Genomic DNA, 15518 nt, shown 5'->3' on the forward strand with positions numbered 1-15518 from the left:
TTGCGACCTGAGACAGCACCGTGAGCCAGCCCACCCTGTTCGGCGCGGGCCCCGCGCCGGCGCCCCGGCTGGCGGACTCCGGCCCTCGGTACACGCCGATCGAGCTGGCCAAGCTGCTCCGGCTGCCAGCGCCCACCCGGGAGCAGGCCGCGATCATCGCCGCCCCGGTGGAGCCGCTGCTGGTGGTCGCGGGAGCCGGGTCGGGCAAGACCGAGACGATGGCCGCGCGGGTGGTCTGGCTGGTCGCCAACTCGTACGTGCGCCCGGAGCAGATCCTCGGGCTGACCTTCACCCGTAAGGCGGCCGGCGAGCTGGCCCACCGGGTCCGCACCCGGCTCGACCAGCTGATCCGCAGGCTCGGCCGACAGGGCCGTGACCCGCTGGACGATCCGCTCGCCGGCGAACCCACCGTCTCCACCTACCACTCGTACGCAGGGCGGATCGTCTCCGAGCACGGGCTACGGGCCGGGTACGAGCCGTCCACCCGGCTGCTCACCGAGGCGTCCCGCTGGCAGTTGGTCGACCTGCTGGTGCGCAACTATGACGGCGACATGTCCGAGGTGGATCGGATGCCGAGCACCATCACCGACGCGGTGCTGGCGCTCGCCGGGGAGTTGGACGAGCATCTGGTTGCGCCGGACCAACTGGCGGCGTGGACCGGTCGGTTCTTCGCCGAGGTGCAGTCCCGGCCGGGTCGGGTGTACGCCGACGTACGCAAGGCGCTCACTCTGCAGCAGACCCGGCTGCGCCTGCTGCCGCTGGTACGGGCGTACGCCCGGCGCAAGGAGGACTTCGAGGCGATGGACTTCGCCGACCAGCTCGCGCGGGCGGCTCGGGTGGCCCGGGATCACCCGGGGGTCGGCGAGATCGAGCGGGACCGTTTCCGGGTGGTGCTGCTCGACGAGTATCAGGACACCAGTCACGCCCAGGTGGTGTTGCTCAACGCGTTGTTCGGTGGCGGGCACCCGGTGACGGCGGTGGGCGACCCGTGCCAGTCGATCTACGGCTGGCGGGGTGCCAGCGCCGGCACCCTGGATCGGTTCCCCACCGAGTTCGCCCGCGTCGACGGTCAGCCGGCCCAGGCGCTCGGGCTCACCACGAGCTGGCGTAACCGCCCGGAGATCCTGCGGGTGGCGAACGCTCTGTCGACTCCGTTGCGGGCGGCGGGTGCCCGGGTGCCTGAGTTGCGCTCGGCGCTGACCGTTCGGGACCCGATCCCGCACCGCAGCCCTGGCGGTGCCGCAGGCGGCACGGTGCACTGCGCGATGCTGACCACGTACGCCGACGAGGCGGACTGGATCGCCGACAGTGTGCTCGCCGCTTGGCGTGGGGCGGCCCGGATGCCGGGCGCGGCCCCCGAGCACATCCCGGTGGCGCAGCGCCCGACGACTGCCGTGCTGGTCCGGGTCCGCAGCCAGATCCCGGCGATCGAGTCGGCGCTGCGCGAGCGCGGCCTCCCGGTGGAGGTGGTCGGGTTGGGCGGTCTGCTGGACACGCCCGAGGTGCGTGATGTGGTCTGCACGCTGCGGGTGTTGGCCGACCCGACCGACGGTGCCGCGCTGCTGCGGTTGCTCACCGGTGCCCGTTGGCGGATCGGGCCGCGTGATCTGGTGGCGTTGCACCGGCGGGCTCGGGCCATCGCCAACGCTCGGCGGCAGTTGGCCGCTGACGACACCTCGGAGATCACCCCCGACCTGCTGGACGAGGCGACCCTGGTGGAGGCGCTGGCCGATCTCGGGCCGGCGCAGGCGTACTCGGCGGAGGGCTTCGCGCGGCTTCGCGCGTACGGCATGGAATTGGCGCTGTTGCGCTACCGCCTGGACCAGGCGCTGCCGGATCTGATCGCGGACATCGAGCGGACCATCGGCTTGGACGTGGAGGTAGCGGTGCGGGCCGGCCGGGACGGTGCCGGCGACGCCGGCCTGGCCCGGGGCCACCTGGACGCGCTCGGTGATGTGGCGGCCCGGTTCAGCGGGGAGACGCCGGGCGCGACCCTGTCCGGCTTCCTGTCCTACCTGGCGGCCGCCGAGGACGAGGAGCGCGGTCTGGCGCCGGGCGAGGTCGAGGTGGTGGAGGGCGCGGTGCAGGTGGTGACCGCGCACGCCGCGAAGGGCCTGGAATGGGACGTGGTGGCGGTGGCCGGGCTGAGTCGCGGGCTGTGGCCGGGGCCGGTACGCAACTCCGACCACTGGCTGGGCGGGCTGGGCGTGTTGCCGTTCCCACTGCGCGGCGACGCCGACGGGCTACCCGAGTTGGCGCTGGACGAGGCGGCGGACCAGCGGGCTGTGGCCCGGGCGGTGACCGACTTCACCGACGCGTGGCGGGCGCACGACGAGCGGGAGGAGCGCCGGCTGACGTACGTGGCGGTCACCCGGCCGCGCCGGCTGCTGCTCTGTTCCGGGTACTGGTGGGGGGAGGGGACGAAGCGGCCGCGCGGCCCGTCGGTCTTCCTGCGCGAGGTGTACGACGCCTGCCTCGACGGTGGGCCGGGGCACCTGATCGACGCCTGGGCACCGGAGCCGACCCCGGATGCGACGAACCCTACGGCCGAGGTGGTGCTCCGCGCGGAGTGGCCGGCCGACCCGCTGGGCGGCCGCCGGCCGGCGTTGGCCGAGGCCGCTGGGCTGGTGCGCCGTCTGATGTCCGACGGCCCGGCTTCGGTGGTTGCCGAGCCGGTGGGGCCGGTGGTTGCCGGGCCGATGGTGTCGGTCGAGCCGGAGGCGGATCCGGAGGTGGCGCGTTGGCAGCGCGAGGCGGATCTGCTGCTGGCCGAGCGGGCCGAGCTGACCCGGCTCTCCGGTGCGGTCGAGGTGGCTCTGCCCGGGCAGTTGAGCGTCACCCAGTTGGTCGCGTTGCGGCGCGACCCGGCGGCGCTTGCGCGTACACTGCGCCGCCCGGTGCCGGCCGAGCCCAACCCGTACGCCCGCCGAGGCACCGCCTTCCACGCCTGGTTGGAGCAGCGTTTCGGCGCTGACCGTCTGCTGGATCTGGACGAGTTGCCCGGTGCGGCCGACGCGGATGCCGCGCCTGACGAGGCACTGGTCGAGCTCCAGGAGCGGTTCCTGGCCAGCGAGTGGGCCGACCGGTCACCGGTGGAGGTGGAGGTGCCGTTTGCCACGGTGATCGCCGGGGTCGTGGTGCGGGGGCGGATGGACGCGGTCTTCTCCCGGCCGGGTGGGCGGTTCGACGTGGTCGACTGGAAGACCGGCGCGCAGCCCAGCGGGCCGGCGGCGGAGGTGGCCGCTGTGCAGTTGGCCGTGTACCGCCTGGCCTGGGCGGAGTTGGCCGGTGTGCCGGTCGACCGGGTGGGCGCGGCGTTCCATTACGTCCGGCACGGGGTGACGGTCCGGCCTGCCGACTTGCTGGACGTGACGGGGCTCACGGCCATGATCGCCCAGTTGCCCGAAGATTCCGCCCAACATTGACCGCTGCGGGAAAATCCGTGGTAGGTTGACCGGGTTGCAGTTTTGGTTACCAGAGACTCTGTGTGCGCCTGGCGGGATTGTGGCCCCAGGCGCTCTTTGTTGTGTCCGGAGTTCTCCGGGCGGGGCGACCAGAAGCGACAGGCGATTCGCGCATCCCCGCGCGGAGCGCTCCTCTTCGGGCACGCAACAAGTGCGTGTCCGACGTTCCGTCAAGGAGACGAAACACATGGCTATTGGCACCGTGAAGTGGTTCAACGCTGACAAGGGCTTCGGCTTCATCACCCCGGACGGCGGCGGCGCTGACGTCTTCGCACACTTCTCGGCGATCCAGTCCTCCGGCTACCGGAGCCTGGACGAGAACCAGCGGGTCGAGTTCGAGGTGACCCAGGGCCAGAAGGGCCCGCAGGCGGAGAACATCCGCCCGCTCTGATCTTCGGATCGGTCAGCATTACCTGTCGCGCCCTCCGGGTGTGACGGTGACGGGACCGGCCCGCCCCGCCGCCGCCTGCGCACGCAGGTGGCGGCCCGGCGGTGGGCCGGCCCGTACTCCAATCGGTTCGTGCTTGTGAGTCCTGGCTGCCTTTTTGCCGCCGGTGACAGCGCCGACTTCGGCGCCCTCCCTCGACACGTGCCGCGTCGAGGAAGGCTTCCGCATGACCACAGTTATTCCTTCGTTCGCTCATACCGGTCTGGCGCCGGCGCTGCTCACCGCGCTGACCGCGCAGGGCATCACCGAGCCGTTCCCGATCCAGTCGGCGACGCTGCCTGACTCGCTCGCCGGCCGGGACGTGCTGGGCCGTGGTCGTACCGGCTCCGGTAAGACCCTCGCCTTCGGGCTTCCGCTGCTGTCCCGCACCGCTGGCCGTAAGGCCCGCCCGGGTCGTCCGCTGGCCCTGGTGCTGGTGCCGACCCGTGAGCTGGCCCAGCAGGTCACCACCGCGCTGGCCCCGTACGCCCGCGGTGTCGGGCTGCGCTGCGCCACCGTCGTCGGCGGCCTGTCGTTGCAGCGGCAGGCGGACGCCCTGCGTGCCGGCGCCGAGGTGGTCGTCGCCACCCCCGGCCGGCTGCACGATCTGATCAACCGTGGCGACGCCCGGCTCGACCAGGTCGAGATCACCGTGCTGGACGAGGCCGACCAGATGGCCGACATGGGCTTCCTGCCGCAGGTCACCAAGCTGCTGGAGCAGGTCGCGCCGCAGGGGCAGCGGATGCTCTTCTCCGCCACTCTGGACGGCGGTGTGGACCGGCTGGTCCGCCGCTTCCTGAGCAACCCGGTCACCCACTCGGTCGACCCGGGCACCGCCACGGTCACCGCGATGACCCACCACGTGCTGCACGTCGAGGCTGCGGACAAGCCCGACGCACTGACCCGGATCGCCGCCCGTGAGGGCCGCACCATCCTGTTCATGGGCACCAAGCACCGCGCCGACCGGCTCGCGCGCCAGTTGCTCTCCAAGGGGGTACGCGCGGCCGCGCTGCACGGCGGTAAGTCCCAGCCGCAGCGCACCCGCATCCTGGAGCAGTTCCGCAACGGCCAGGTGACCGCTCTGGTCGCCACCGATGTCGCGGCCCGGGGCATCCACGTGGATGGCCTGGACATGGTGGTCAACGTGGACCCGCCGACCGAGGCGAAGGACTACCTGCACCGGGGCGGCCGGACCGCCCGGGCCGGCGAGTCCGGTTCCGTGGTCACCCTGGTCCTGCCTGAGCAGCGTCGGGATGTGTCCCGGCTGATGGCCGTCGCCGGTATCCGGCCCGAGTCGGTCCAGGTGCGCTCCGATGGTGAGGCGCTCGCCCGGGTCACCGGTGCTCGCGAGCCGTCTGGTGTGCCGGTGACCATCGTTGCCCCGCCGGCACCTGCTGGTCGGGTTCGTACCGCTGGCGGCCCGGTCGCCGACGGCGCCGCCCGGCCGGCGCACCGCGCGTCGGGTCGGTCCCGCCGCCCGCGCCGCCCGCGCACCGTCTGATCTCTTACGCTCCGACCGACCCGCCCCGCTTCGGCTGGGCGGGTCGGTTTCGTCTGCGGAGGATCCGGTCGGCCGCGCTGGCCCCGGCTGCCTGGCCCCGGCTGCCCGGCCGCGCTGGCCCCGGCTGCCCCGGCCGCGCTGGCCTCGCCGTCCGGCCTCGCTCGCCTCGGCTGCCCGGCCGCGCCGTCCGGCCTCGTTCGGCGCGCCGCCCGGTCTGCTCGCCGCGCCGTCCGGCCTGTCCGCCGCGCCGTCCGGCCCTCTCGTCTGAGTCGGTAATCAGCCTCGGTTGGGTCGGCTGGCCGACTGTGCCCCGGCTGTCCGTGGTCGAAGCTGGCCAGCGGGGGGAAGTCGGGCGGGGGTCCGGCACGGGAGGGGTGGCCATGGCGGGCGAAGCCGGCTCGGGTGCACTGCGCGAACTGATCCTGGTGGTCGCGGTCGCGCTCGCCGGTCTGTTGCTCGCCACGGTTGCGGTCTTCGCACCCTGGCACGCCACCTCGGCGGGTAACGCTCCCGCCGGTCTGGTGGAGCTGCACAGCCCTGGCGATCCGGGCACCGGCCAGGTGGTCGCACACGGGAGCTGAGCAGCGGCCGGCCGACCGGGGCCGTCAGAGGGGCAGGCCCGGTCAGGATCGGTACGAGGTGTGGTCGGGTCGGCGGGGCACCGACCCGACCACATCGCCTCCGCGGCTGTCCGTCAACCAGCGTGGCCTCGCCGATCATGGAGTTGTGGTGGGCAACAGAACGCCCGTAAAGCCCCAAACCAGGCACCACAACTCCATGATCGTCAGACCTGGACCCACCCCTGGACCGCGATCTTGCACTTTCTGTCCCGACACAAGGGGCATCCCCACCCATGTCGACAACCACAACTGCAAGATCGCGGGATCTTCCTCGACACACCCTGATCTAGCAGGAGTCGCGTTATGGGGGGATTTGGTGCGGGCTTGCGCCGGGGGTGACCGGATCTACGACGTCGTGGGGGCGTCGGTGAGCAGGTTGGCGAGGGTGGTGCTGTCGACCACTGTGGCGATCGCCCCGTGCACCGCCAGCCAGACGTCGGTCAGCCCCGCGGCCACTCCGTGATAGCTGGCGCGCTCGGCCGGCAGGCCCCGCACGGTGGTGAGCGTGCCACCGACCGCCCGTAACACGTCCCCGACGGTGATTTCGTCGGCTGAGCGGGTCAGCGCGTACCCGCCGTCTGCGCCGCGATGACTGTGCAGCAGACCAGCTCGGCGCAGGTCGAGCAGGATGCCCTGGAGGAAGCTGAGCGGGATGTCCTGCACCTCGGCCAGGCTGGCCGCCTTCACCAACTCGCCACCACCGACGTCACCGTCGCCGCCAGTACCGGCGGCGACGGCGAGCATCGCCCGGAGCGCATAGTCGCTGCGCGCGGAGACGTACACCTGTCAGTTGCCCGCCTGGTCGAGCACGCCCCAGCGACGCCGGATCGCCTTGTCCGCCGCGCCGAACGCGGCGTCCACGACCAGGCCGAGGACCAGGATGACGATCATGGTGGAGAGCAGCCAGGGTGCGTCGGACAGCTCGCGGGAGTAGGTCAGCTGGGCGCCGAGCGAGGTCTGCGAGATGCCGACCACGAGGAGCTCACCGGCCATCAGGCTGCGCCAGGAGAACGCCCAGCCCTGCTTGAGACCAGCGACGATCGCCGGTAGGGCGGCGGGTGCGATGACGTACCGGTAGAGGTTGAGCCCCCGGGCACCCAGGTTGCGGCCGGCGCGAAGCAGTAGCGGCGGCACGTAGTCCACACCGGATATCACTCCGTTGGCGATGGACGGTGCCGCGCCGAGCACCACCACGAAGAAGATGGCCTTCTCGCTCAGCTCGAAGAGCAGGATGGCCAGCGGGAACCAGGCGATCGACGGCATGGTCTGCAACGCTGTGATCATCGAGCCGATGGCCGCGCGCAGCACCGTGGACCGGGCCACCGCCAGGCCCAGCAGCAGGCCGACGGCGACCGAGAAGACGTACCCGACGGCGGCCCGGCGCAACGTGGTGAGCAGGCCGTCCCAGAGCTGCGGGCCCTGGGCCTGGGTGATCAGCTCGCGGCCGACCTCCAGCGGCCCCGGCAGGGAGTACGGCGGCTTCCAGCCCGACCAGACCACGAACTGCCAGGCCGCGATGGCGATGGCCAGCGCCGCCAGCTTGGGCCAGGTGGCCGCCCAGATACGGGCGCCCCGGGAGGCCTCCTTGTCCCGGCCGGCGATCTCCAGAGCGTCGAGGCCGGAGATCTCCGCGTCGGTACGCGCCGAGCTGGTGAGGGTGTCACTGGCCATGGCGGCCCACCTCCGTACGGAGCCGCTCGGTGACCTCGGCGGCGATGGCGGCGACCTCCGGGGAGTCGATCCGCCGTGGGCGCGGAATGTCCACCTCGGTGGAGTAGATGATCCGACCGGGTCGGCTGGAGAGCAGGATGATCCGGTCGGCGAGTCGGGCGGCTTCGCGGACGTTGTGCGTGACGAAGAGCACCGAGAGTTGGCGTTCGGACCAGATCCGCTCCAGCTCGTCGTGCAGGATGTCGCGGGTCATCGCGTCCAGCGCGCCGAACGGCTCGTCCATCAGCAGCACCGGGGTTTCCAGGGCCAGGGTGCGGGCCAGTGCGACCCGCTGCCGCATGCCGCCGGAGAGCTCGTGCGGGCGCTTGCGGCCGAAGTCGGCCAGGTGCACCGTGCGCAGCAGCTCGGCGACCCGTTCGCGGCGCTCGGCCCGGGGCAGCCGGCGCAGCTTCAGCGGCACCTCCACGTTGGCGTCGACGGTCAGCCACGGGAAGAGCGCCGGCTCCTGGAACATCAGGCCCGGGTTGGCGTCGCCGGCCAGGGTGATCTGTCCACCGCTGACCCGGTCCAGCCCGGCGACCAGGTTGAGCAGGGTGCTCTTACCGCAGCCGGACGCGCCCACCAGGCAGACGAACTCGCCGGGCGCGACGTCCAGCGACACACCGTCGAGCGCCAGGACGGCGCTCGCCCCGCGCCCGTACACCTTGGTCACGCCGGAGAGCGCGACCGCGGTGGTCGCGCTTCCCGGTGTCGTCGTGGTCGACGTCATGGCTGGACGACCTCGGGCTTGCCAGCCGCCTTGAGCGCGTTGTTGAGGTACTTGAGGTCGTACAGGCCCTTGAGGTCGACCGGGTCGGTCAGCTTGACCTCGACGGCGTGGTCGAGCCCAGCCTTCAGGGAGGAGGGGATCGGGTCGTTTGTGAATTCCAACGTCGGCCACGCCTGCTTGATCAGCTTCAGGTCCAGCGGCTTTCCGGTGATCTTGCCGATCGCATCGGAGATGGCCTGCTGGGCCTCGTCGGGCTTGGTGTTGACGAACTCGTTGGCGGCCACCTGGCCGTCGACCAGCTTCTGCACCACGTCCGGGTGCGCCTTGAGGAACTTCGTGCTGACCAGCAGGTTGGTGATGACGAACTTCTTGTCCGGCCACAGGTCGCGCTCGTCGACGAGCAGCTTGCCGCCGGCGTTCAGGAGTTGCGAGACGAACGGCTCGGGCACCCAGGCGCCGTCGATCGCGCCGCTTCGGAACGTCTCCAGGGTCTGGGCGTTCTGCTGCGGGACGATCTTGACGTCGCCACCACCCTCCTTGGTGGTGGTCAGACCCTGCTGCTTGAGCCAGTAGCGGATCGCCACGTCCTGGGTGTTGCCCAATTGCGGGGTGGCGACCTTCTTGCCCTTGAGGTCCTGCGCGCCGCTGATGCCGGGCTTGACCACCAGCGCCACGCCGCCGGAGGCCGCGCCGGAGATGACCCGGACGGCCTCCCCCTTGGACTTGGAGAAGGCGTTCACGGTCGGGTTCGGACCGATGTAGGTGGCGTCCAACGCGCCGGAGAAGACGGCCTCGATGGCCTCCGGGCCGGCGTTGAAGGTCTTCGGGTCCAGCTTGACGTCGGCACCGAGCTTCTCGGCGAAGATGCCCTTCTCCACGCCGACGACCGCCGGCGCGTGGGTGATGTTGGGGAAGTAGCCGAGACGCAGCGTCACCGGGCCGGAGCTGCCACCCGTGCCGTCGCTGTCGTCGCCGCACGCGGCGGTGCTGCCCAGAGTCGCCGCGCTGAGGGCGGCGAGGGTGGCCAGGGTGACCATCCGGCGCAGGGGAAGCCGTCTCATCGTCCATCCAATCCGCAGTATTCCTACTTAGTTGGTAGGAAGAGTGGGCCAGGCTGTGGTTAGCGTCAAGACGCATCCACATGGCGGGATGTCACGTCTCAGATATGTCGGTATTTCCTACCAGCTTGCTAGGGTTGTTGCCGCTGGCCGGGATGAGTCCGGAGCGGATCACCGCCGCCCAGGCCAGATTCCGCCGGGAGGAAGCCGAGCGGGTCGGCGCCGAGGTGCTACCCCTGGTAACAGCCCCGGTCGCGGCGGCTCCGGGGAGGTCGCGGGTGGCGGCGGTGCCGACGCGCTAGGGTCGATCCCGTGGCGGCGCGGAGATCCAGAATTCCAGCGACGAAGTATCCGGTCGAGCGGTTCACCCTCGACAACGGCCTGCGGGTGGTGCTCACACCCGATCGCAGTGCCCCGGTCATCGGGGTGGCGGTGGTCTACGACGTCGGCATCCGCTCGGAGCCGGAGGGGCGCACCGGCTTCGCCCATCTCTTCGAGCATCTGATGTTCCAGGGCTCGGAAAACCTGGAGAAGTTGGCCCACTTCCGGCATGTGCAGGGCGCCGGTGGCACCTTCAACGGCTCCACCCACCTGGACTACACCGACTACTTCGAGACGCTGCCGAGCAACGCGCTGGAACGCGCGCTGTTCCTGGAGGCGGACCGGATGCGCGGCCCCCGGCTGACCGAGGAAAACCTGCGCAACCAGGTCGACGTGGTCAAGGAGGAGATCCGGGTCAACGTCCTCAACCGGCCGTACGGCGGCTTTCCCTGGCTGACCCTGCCGCCGGTCATGTTTGACACCTTCCCGAACGCACACGACGGCTACGGCTCCTTCGACGATCTGGAGTCGGCGACCGTCGCCGACGCTGCGGACTTCTTCCGTCGCTACTACGCCAGCGGCAACGCGGTGCTCGCGGTCAGTGGCGACATCGACGTGGCCGAGGCGACCGAGCTGGTCAACCGGCACTTCGGCGACGTGCCGGCCCGGCTCGCGCCGGTTCGGCCCGACTTCACCGAGCCCGACCTGACTGCCGAGCGGCGTACCTCGTACACCGATGCCCTGGCTCCGCTGCCGGCGGTGGCCGGCGCCTGGCGTGTGCCCGACCCGGTCACGGACTTCGCCGGCTACCTGCCGTACGTGGTGCTGGCCGAGGTGCTCACCGACGGGGACGCGTCGCGGCTGGTCGAGCGCCTGGTGCAGCGTGACCGCACGGTGACCAGCCTCGGCGGTTACCTCGGCTTCATGGGCGACCCGTTCGACGTACGCGATCCCACCGCACTGCTGTTGCAGGCGCACCTGCCACCCGGGGGAGACGTGGACAAGGTGCTGCGCACCATCGACGAGGAGTTGGACCGGCTGGCCAGCGACGGGCTGACCGACGGTGAGCTGGCCCGCACCCAGGCCCGGATGGCGACCCACCTGCTGCGGGACACCGACGCGGTGCTCGGCCGGGCGCTGCGCATGGCGGTGCTGGAACAGCAACGCGGCGAACCGGGCCTGCTCAACGAGCTGCCCCGGCTGGTCGGCGAGGTCACCGAGGAGCAGGTCCGGGCCGCTGCGGCCACCCTGCGCCCGGAGCGTCGGGCCGCGATCGAGGTCATTGCCGGAGGCGCCCGATGAGCACTGCCACCACTGCTCCCGCCGGGCCACGCACGCTGCCCCCGCTCGGCCCCAACCGCAAGCTCAAGGTGCCCAAGCAGGCCGAGCGCACGCTGCGCAACGGCCTCACCGTGATCGCCGTACGCCGGCCCGCCGTGCCCCTGGTCGAGCTGCGGCTCTGGGTGCCGTTCGGTCGGGTCCACGTGGCGCGCGGCGCGATGCTCTCGCAGACCATGCTGTCCGGCACCGAGTCGATGACCAGCGTGCAGATCGCCGCCGAGTTGCAGAAGGTGGGCGGTGGGCTCTCCGCGGGCGTCGACCCGGACCGGCTGATGCTCGCCGGTGCCGGCCTGGTCACCGGTCTGGACCGGATGCTGGAGCTGTTGGCCGAGGTGCTGACCAGCGCCAGTTATCCCAGCGACGAGGTTTCCACCGAACGGGACCGACTTGTCGACCGGATCCAGGTGGCGCAGAGCCAGCCGGCGCACCTGGCCCGGGAGGCGCTGCTGAAGCGGGTCTACGGCCGGCACCCGTACGCGACGCAGACCCCGGAGCCCGGCCAGATCCGGGCTGTCCGGCCGACGGCGCTACGTACCCTGCACTCGGAGCGGGTGCACCCGGCCGGCGCGCAGTTGGTGCTGGTCGGCGACGTGCAGCCGGAAAGGGCCCTGGACGCAGCCGAACGGGCGCTCGGCGGCTGGGCGGGCGCCGGGCGCACCGCCGAGTTGCCGGCGACCCCGCCGCTGGAGCCGGGGCCGCTGCTGTTGGTCGACCGGCCCGGTTCGGTGCAGTCCTCGCTGCGGATCGCGCTTCCGGCGGTGTCCCGCACGGACCCCGACCACGCCCCGCTGCAACTGGCCAACCTGATCTTCGGTGGCTACTTCTCCTCCCGTTGGGTGGAGAACATCCGCGAGGACAAGGGCTACACGTACGGCCCGCACTCGGGGATCGAGCACTCCGTCGCCGGGTCGGTGCTGGTCGCCTCCGCCGAGGTGGCCACTGAGGTCACCGGGCCGGCGCTGCTCGAGACGACGTACGAGTTGGGTCGGCTGGCGTCGCTGCCACCGAAGCCCGAGGAGTTGGAGCAGGCCCGCCAGTATGCCCTGGGCACTCTCCAACTCGGCATGTCCACTCAGGCCGGGTTGGCGGCGTTGACCAGCGCGTACGCGGGCAACGGGCTACGCCTGGACTTCCTCGCCGAGTACGCGGCGAGGTTGGCGAAGGCCAGTATCGACGACGTCGCGCAGGCGGCGGCCCGGTACCTGGCACCAGCCCGTGCGGCGATCGTGGTGCTCGGCGACGCGGAGCGGGTCACGCCGGGGCTGGCCGCGTTGACCACGATTCGAACCGAGCCTGTCTCGTGAGCGAGCGCAGCGCGCGTGCCAGGCGACTCAGCAGCGGAGGGCTGGCGTGAACGGGGAGGCGGCGCCGCCGTTGGCCCGCTCCACGCTGGATCGGGCCGCACACCGGCGGGGTAACTCGCAGTGGTTGACCGAGGCGTGGCTGCGTGCCCGGGTGCTGCTACTCGACTCGACCGACGAAGGTCGGACGCTCGCCCGTACGGGCACCACGCCTCCGGCATTGGTGCTGTTCAGCTCGGCTGACGTGCCCGCCGGGTCCGAGTCGACGGCGATGTTCCTCGGTGTCGAGCCGGACGGGGTGCCGGTCTTCGCGGTCGACGCGCCGCTGCCGGCCGTACCGGGCACCCGGGCGGTCAACCTGCGCGAGGTGGGCCACCTGCTCGCCGACCGGGAGGCCGGCATTTTCACCACCGCACTGGCGCTGGTCAACTGGCACACCCGGCACGGCTACTCGACGAGCACCGGGGCACCGACCGCGATGGACGAGGCCGGTTGGTCCCGGGTGGATCGCAACGGTGGGCGGATCTGGCCGCGTACCGATCCGGCGATGATCGTGCTGGTGCACGACGGCGTGGACGGCCCGGACGGGCGTTGCCTGCTCGGCAACAACGCCAGCTGGCCGGGCACCCCGGGCGGTCGGCGCTACTCGTGCCTGGCCGGCTATGTCGAGCCCGGCGAGTCGGCGGAGGCCGCCGTGCTGCGCGAGGTCCGCGAGGAGGTGGGCATCGGGGTGGGGCGCATCGGGTACGTGGGCAGCCAGGCCTGGCCTTTCCCCGGCTCGCTGATGCTTGGGTTCCTGGCCGTCGCGGACCCGAAGGAGCCGGTGCAGGTCGACCCGTCCGAGATCGCGTACGCCCGGTGGTTCGACCGCCGGGAGATCGGGGCGGCGCTGGCCGGGCAGACGGTGGACGTCGGTGATGGGGCTCGGCTGATCCTGCCGCCCCCGTCGTCGATTGCGTTGTTCCTCATCCACCGTTGGCTGGATGGCTGGGTGGACGCCGACCGTTGAGCACGGTCCCGGCCCGTGGCCGCCGTTGCCGCGGCGGTCACGGGCCGGGAACACGGGCCGTCGTGGTCGGCGGGTGCGAGTAACGCGGCGGGGGAGCCGGTCCGACCACGACGGACGTGCGGTGGAATCAGGTGCTGGTGCGGCCTGGTCTGTTTCGGAAGGCGGGTCGGGGCTCGCTCAGCGGCAGGACCTTCACCCGTTGTTTGCCGGCGCGGACTGCGCCGACGGTGGCCAGGGCGCGGGCCAGTAGCAGTGCGGCGTCCCGGTCCTCGGCGTGCACGGTCTGCCGGCGCGGCTCGGGCGTGGTCGTCTCGTCGCGAAGTCGGTGGCCGTCCGCCCAGGCGGCGGCGATGTCCCCGTCTGCGACGGCGCGGATGTCGGTGCGAACGATCAGGAACCGCATGAGGGTCTCCGGATGAACCGCGACGGATGAGCCAGTGTGGAAGTTCCACGTATTCGAGGGCCATGTTACGCCGCGTGTTCATTCCAGCAACGCAAACGCGCCTATCGGTTTTGAGCCTCGTCCGATCATCCGATGGCTGCTCAGGGGCCTTGAGCACGCAACGCGACGGGGCCGCCGGCAGTACGCCGGCGGCCCCGTCCCAGTTACCAGGTCAGTTCAGATCGAACTGGCCGCCCTTCGCTCCAGTGATGAAGCCGAGCCATCCTGCCCGGTTGAACAGCAACACCGGGCCGCCTCGGTCCTTGCTGTCGCGCAGCGCGACCGCCGACGGGCCGGTGCTCAGCGGGGCGACCTCGACGCAGTTGGAGGTCTGGCTGCGCGTGCTGGTACGCCACGGGGCGTCCGCCAACGAGTGGGCGGAGACGGACGGCGTTGTGCGGATGTCGTTCATGGTTCTACTCCTGATGTGAACCGATCCGATGGGACGAGTGGTGCCGCACGCCCCGACGGAGGGTCCCCCGTGGATCACCGGTCCGTCAGCCGCCCCGAATCCCCGCGGCGTTGGGACGGCGCCGTTGCCGGCCCGAACGCCACTGTGGATTGGGGCACCGCCTCGGTCAGCCGCCCCGTCGCCTCGATCAGCCAAGAGCGGGTGTCCGATTTGCTAAGTGCTGCCGTGCATAGCCACTCGAACACCACTTTATAGCTATTTAGCGTGATCGCCTCGGTCGACATGACGTCGGTGAACCCACCTTCGATGGCCAATGTCTCCGGATCGAGGGGATCGGCGAACCGGTAGACGGAGAACGCGGTCGGCGGAAGGTACCAATTGCCCACCTGAGTGTCCCGTAGCAGTACATGCAGAGTCACGTTGGGTTGCTGCGACAGATGGCAGAGCTGGACCAGTTGCTCGCGCAGCACCTCCGGCGGCCCGGCGCGGCGGCCGACGAGGGCCGCCTCCTCCAGGACCGCGGTGTAACGCGGCGCGTGTGGCTCCCGGGTGAGCAGCGACTGGCGGGCCATTCGCGCCTGGACCTCGGTCTCGGGCTCGTCGCCAGGCTCCGGTTCGCCGGCGCCCGCGCTCACCTCGCGAGCCGAGACGATCCGGACCTGCGCGTACTCGGGGGTCTGCAACAGGCCCGGCACCAGCACCGGGTTGTACTCGGAGATCTCCGCGCAGCCCGCCTCCAACTCGGCCCAGCTGCGCTGCTGCTGCGTCATCACCGGGAAGTTCTTCAACCAGACCTTGATGTCGCCGGCCTCAGCGAACGCGAGCAACTCTTCCTGCGCCGCCGCGTCGGCGCCGTAGAGGTCGAGCAGAACCCGGACGTCCTGCGGGTCCGGCCGACTCCGGCCGTTTTCCAGGCGGGACAGTTTGGACGCGGACGCCCAACCGATTCGTTCGATGACCTGGTCACCGGTGAGGCCCGCAGCTTCGCGCAGGCGGCGCAGGTCTACGCCCAACCGTCGACGACGCATGATCGGGCCGGGTGAGGCAGGAGGCACAGTGTCCTCTTTCCCGTCGACCGCCGCAGACGCGACGGTAACTGTATGAAATTCGCCCCCCACGGTCAGTATGGACGGCGCGACCGGCGTCGGAGGTACCGGCGGGGGCGTGTCTTGCGAAAAATGG

Annotated in this window: 15 protein-coding genes; 8 read left to right on the top strand and 7 right to left on the bottom strand. The window is 71.2% G+C overall.

Translation table 11 applies throughout. The features are described 5' to 3' along the window. The first annotated feature begins 20 nt into the window (after window positions 1-20). The 4 genes from ACLQ28_RS01765 to ACLQ28_RS01780 all read left to right on the top strand — a co-directional run bounded on the left by ACLQ28_RS01765 (window position 21) and on the right by ACLQ28_RS01780 (window position 5973). Complete coding sequence (locus ACLQ28_RS01765) at window positions 21-3425, top strand: ATP-dependent helicase (RefSeq protein ID WP_425684423.1); 3405 nt, start codon at window positions 21-23, stop codon at window positions 3423-3425. Window positions 3426-3651: 226 nt separating this feature from the next. After that, the gene (cspE, locus tag ACLQ28_RS01770) at window positions 3652-3855 is read left to right on the top strand and encodes a transcription antiterminator/RNA stability regulator CspE (protein WP_007464836.1); all 204 of its coding nucleotides are present in this window, start codon (window positions 3652-3654) and stop codon (window positions 3853-3855) included. Between the two features lie 223 nt (window positions 3856-4078). Then, entirely contained in the window at window positions 4079-5392 is a 1314-nt protein-coding gene (locus ACLQ28_RS01775; protein ID WP_425684424.1) for a DEAD/DEAH box helicase, read from the top strand. 380 nt (window positions 5393-5772) lie between these two features. Next, entirely contained in the window at window positions 5773-5973 is a 201-nt protein-coding gene (locus ACLQ28_RS01780) for a hypothetical protein (RefSeq protein WP_425684425.1), read from the top strand. A 384-nt stretch (window positions 5974-6357) separates the two neighbouring features. On the opposite strand, the gene ACLQ28_RS01785 is transcribed toward ACLQ28_RS01780, so the two are convergent. The 4 genes from ACLQ28_RS01785 to ACLQ28_RS01800 are packed head-to-tail and all read right to left on the bottom strand — an operon-like array spanning window position 6358 to window position 9513. Continuing rightward, window positions 6358-6795, bottom strand: a complete 438-nt coding sequence (locus ACLQ28_RS01785) for an RrF2 family transcriptional regulator (protein WP_425684426.1) — start codon at window positions 6793-6795, stop codon at window positions 6358-6360. Window positions 6796-6798: 3 nt separating this feature from the next. Further along, window positions 6799-7683 carry an ABC transporter permease gene (locus ACLQ28_RS01790; protein ID WP_425684427.1) on the bottom strand — a complete coding sequence of 295 codons (885 nt, stop codon included), beginning with the start codon at window positions 7681-7683 and terminating at the stop codon, window positions 6799-6801. Beyond that, complete coding sequence (locus tag ACLQ28_RS01795) at window positions 7673-8452, bottom strand: ABC transporter ATP-binding protein (protein WP_425684428.1); 780 nt, start codon at window positions 8450-8452, stop codon at window positions 7673-7675. Before ACLQ28_RS01795 ends, ACLQ28_RS01790 begins: the two co-directional genes overlap by 11 nt. Beyond that, window positions 8449-9513 (bottom strand): ABC transporter substrate-binding protein, encoded by a 1065-nt coding sequence (locus ACLQ28_RS01800; RefSeq protein ID WP_425684429.1) that lies wholly within the window; start codon window positions 9511-9513, stop codon window positions 8449-8451. The genes ACLQ28_RS01795 and ACLQ28_RS01800 overlap by 4 nt, the downstream gene beginning before the upstream one ends. 104 nt (window positions 9514-9617) lie before the next feature. On the opposite strand from ACLQ28_RS01800, the gene ACLQ28_RS01805 reads away from it, so the two are divergent. From ACLQ28_RS01805 to nudC, 4 genes are read left to right on the top strand one after another with little or no spacing between them, the layout of a single operon-like run. Next, window positions 9618-9812, top strand: coding sequence for a hypothetical protein (locus ACLQ28_RS01805; protein WP_425684430.1), 195 nt, complete (start codon window positions 9618-9620; stop codon window positions 9810-9812). 10 nt (window positions 9813-9822) lie between these two features. Further along, window positions 9823-11133 (top strand): M16 family metallopeptidase, encoded by a 1311-nt coding sequence (locus ACLQ28_RS01810; protein WP_425684431.1) that lies wholly within the window; start codon window positions 9823-9825, stop codon window positions 11131-11133. Further along, window positions 11130-12476, top strand: coding sequence for a M16 family metallopeptidase (locus ACLQ28_RS01815; RefSeq protein WP_425684432.1), 1347 nt, complete (start codon window positions 11130-11132; stop codon window positions 12474-12476). The genes ACLQ28_RS01810 and ACLQ28_RS01815 overlap by 4 nt, the downstream gene beginning before the upstream one ends. A 46-nt stretch (window positions 12477-12522) precedes the next feature. Continuing rightward, window positions 12523-13482: an NAD(+) diphosphatase gene (nudC, locus tag ACLQ28_RS01820; protein ID WP_425684433.1), complete on the top strand. Its 960-nt coding sequence runs from the start codon at window positions 12523-12525 to the stop codon at window positions 13480-13482. 127 nt (window positions 13483-13609) lie between these two features. On the opposite strand, the gene ACLQ28_RS01825 is transcribed toward nudC, so the two are convergent. The 3 genes from ACLQ28_RS01825 to ACLQ28_RS01835 form a co-directional block, all read right to left on the bottom strand. Next, window positions 13610-13885, bottom strand: coding sequence for a hypothetical protein (locus ACLQ28_RS01825; RefSeq protein WP_425684434.1), 276 nt, complete (start codon window positions 13883-13885; stop codon window positions 13610-13612). 211 nt (window positions 13886-14096) lie between these two features. After that, on the bottom strand, window positions 14097-14336 hold the full coding sequence (locus ACLQ28_RS01830; RefSeq protein WP_425684435.1) for a DUF397 domain-containing protein: 240 nt from the start codon (window positions 14334-14336) through the stop codon (window positions 14097-14099). 74 nt (window positions 14337-14410) lie between these two features. Further along, window positions 14411-15391 (bottom strand): helix-turn-helix domain-containing protein, encoded by a 981-nt coding sequence (locus tag ACLQ28_RS01835; RefSeq protein ID WP_425684436.1) that lies wholly within the window; start codon window positions 15389-15391, stop codon window positions 14411-14413. Window positions 15392-15518: the final 127 nt, after the last annotated feature.

The organism is Micromonospora sp. DT201 (assembly GCF_049841575.1).
Classification (GTDB): Bacteria; Actinomycetota; Actinomycetes; order Mycobacteriales; family Micromonosporaceae; genus Micromonospora.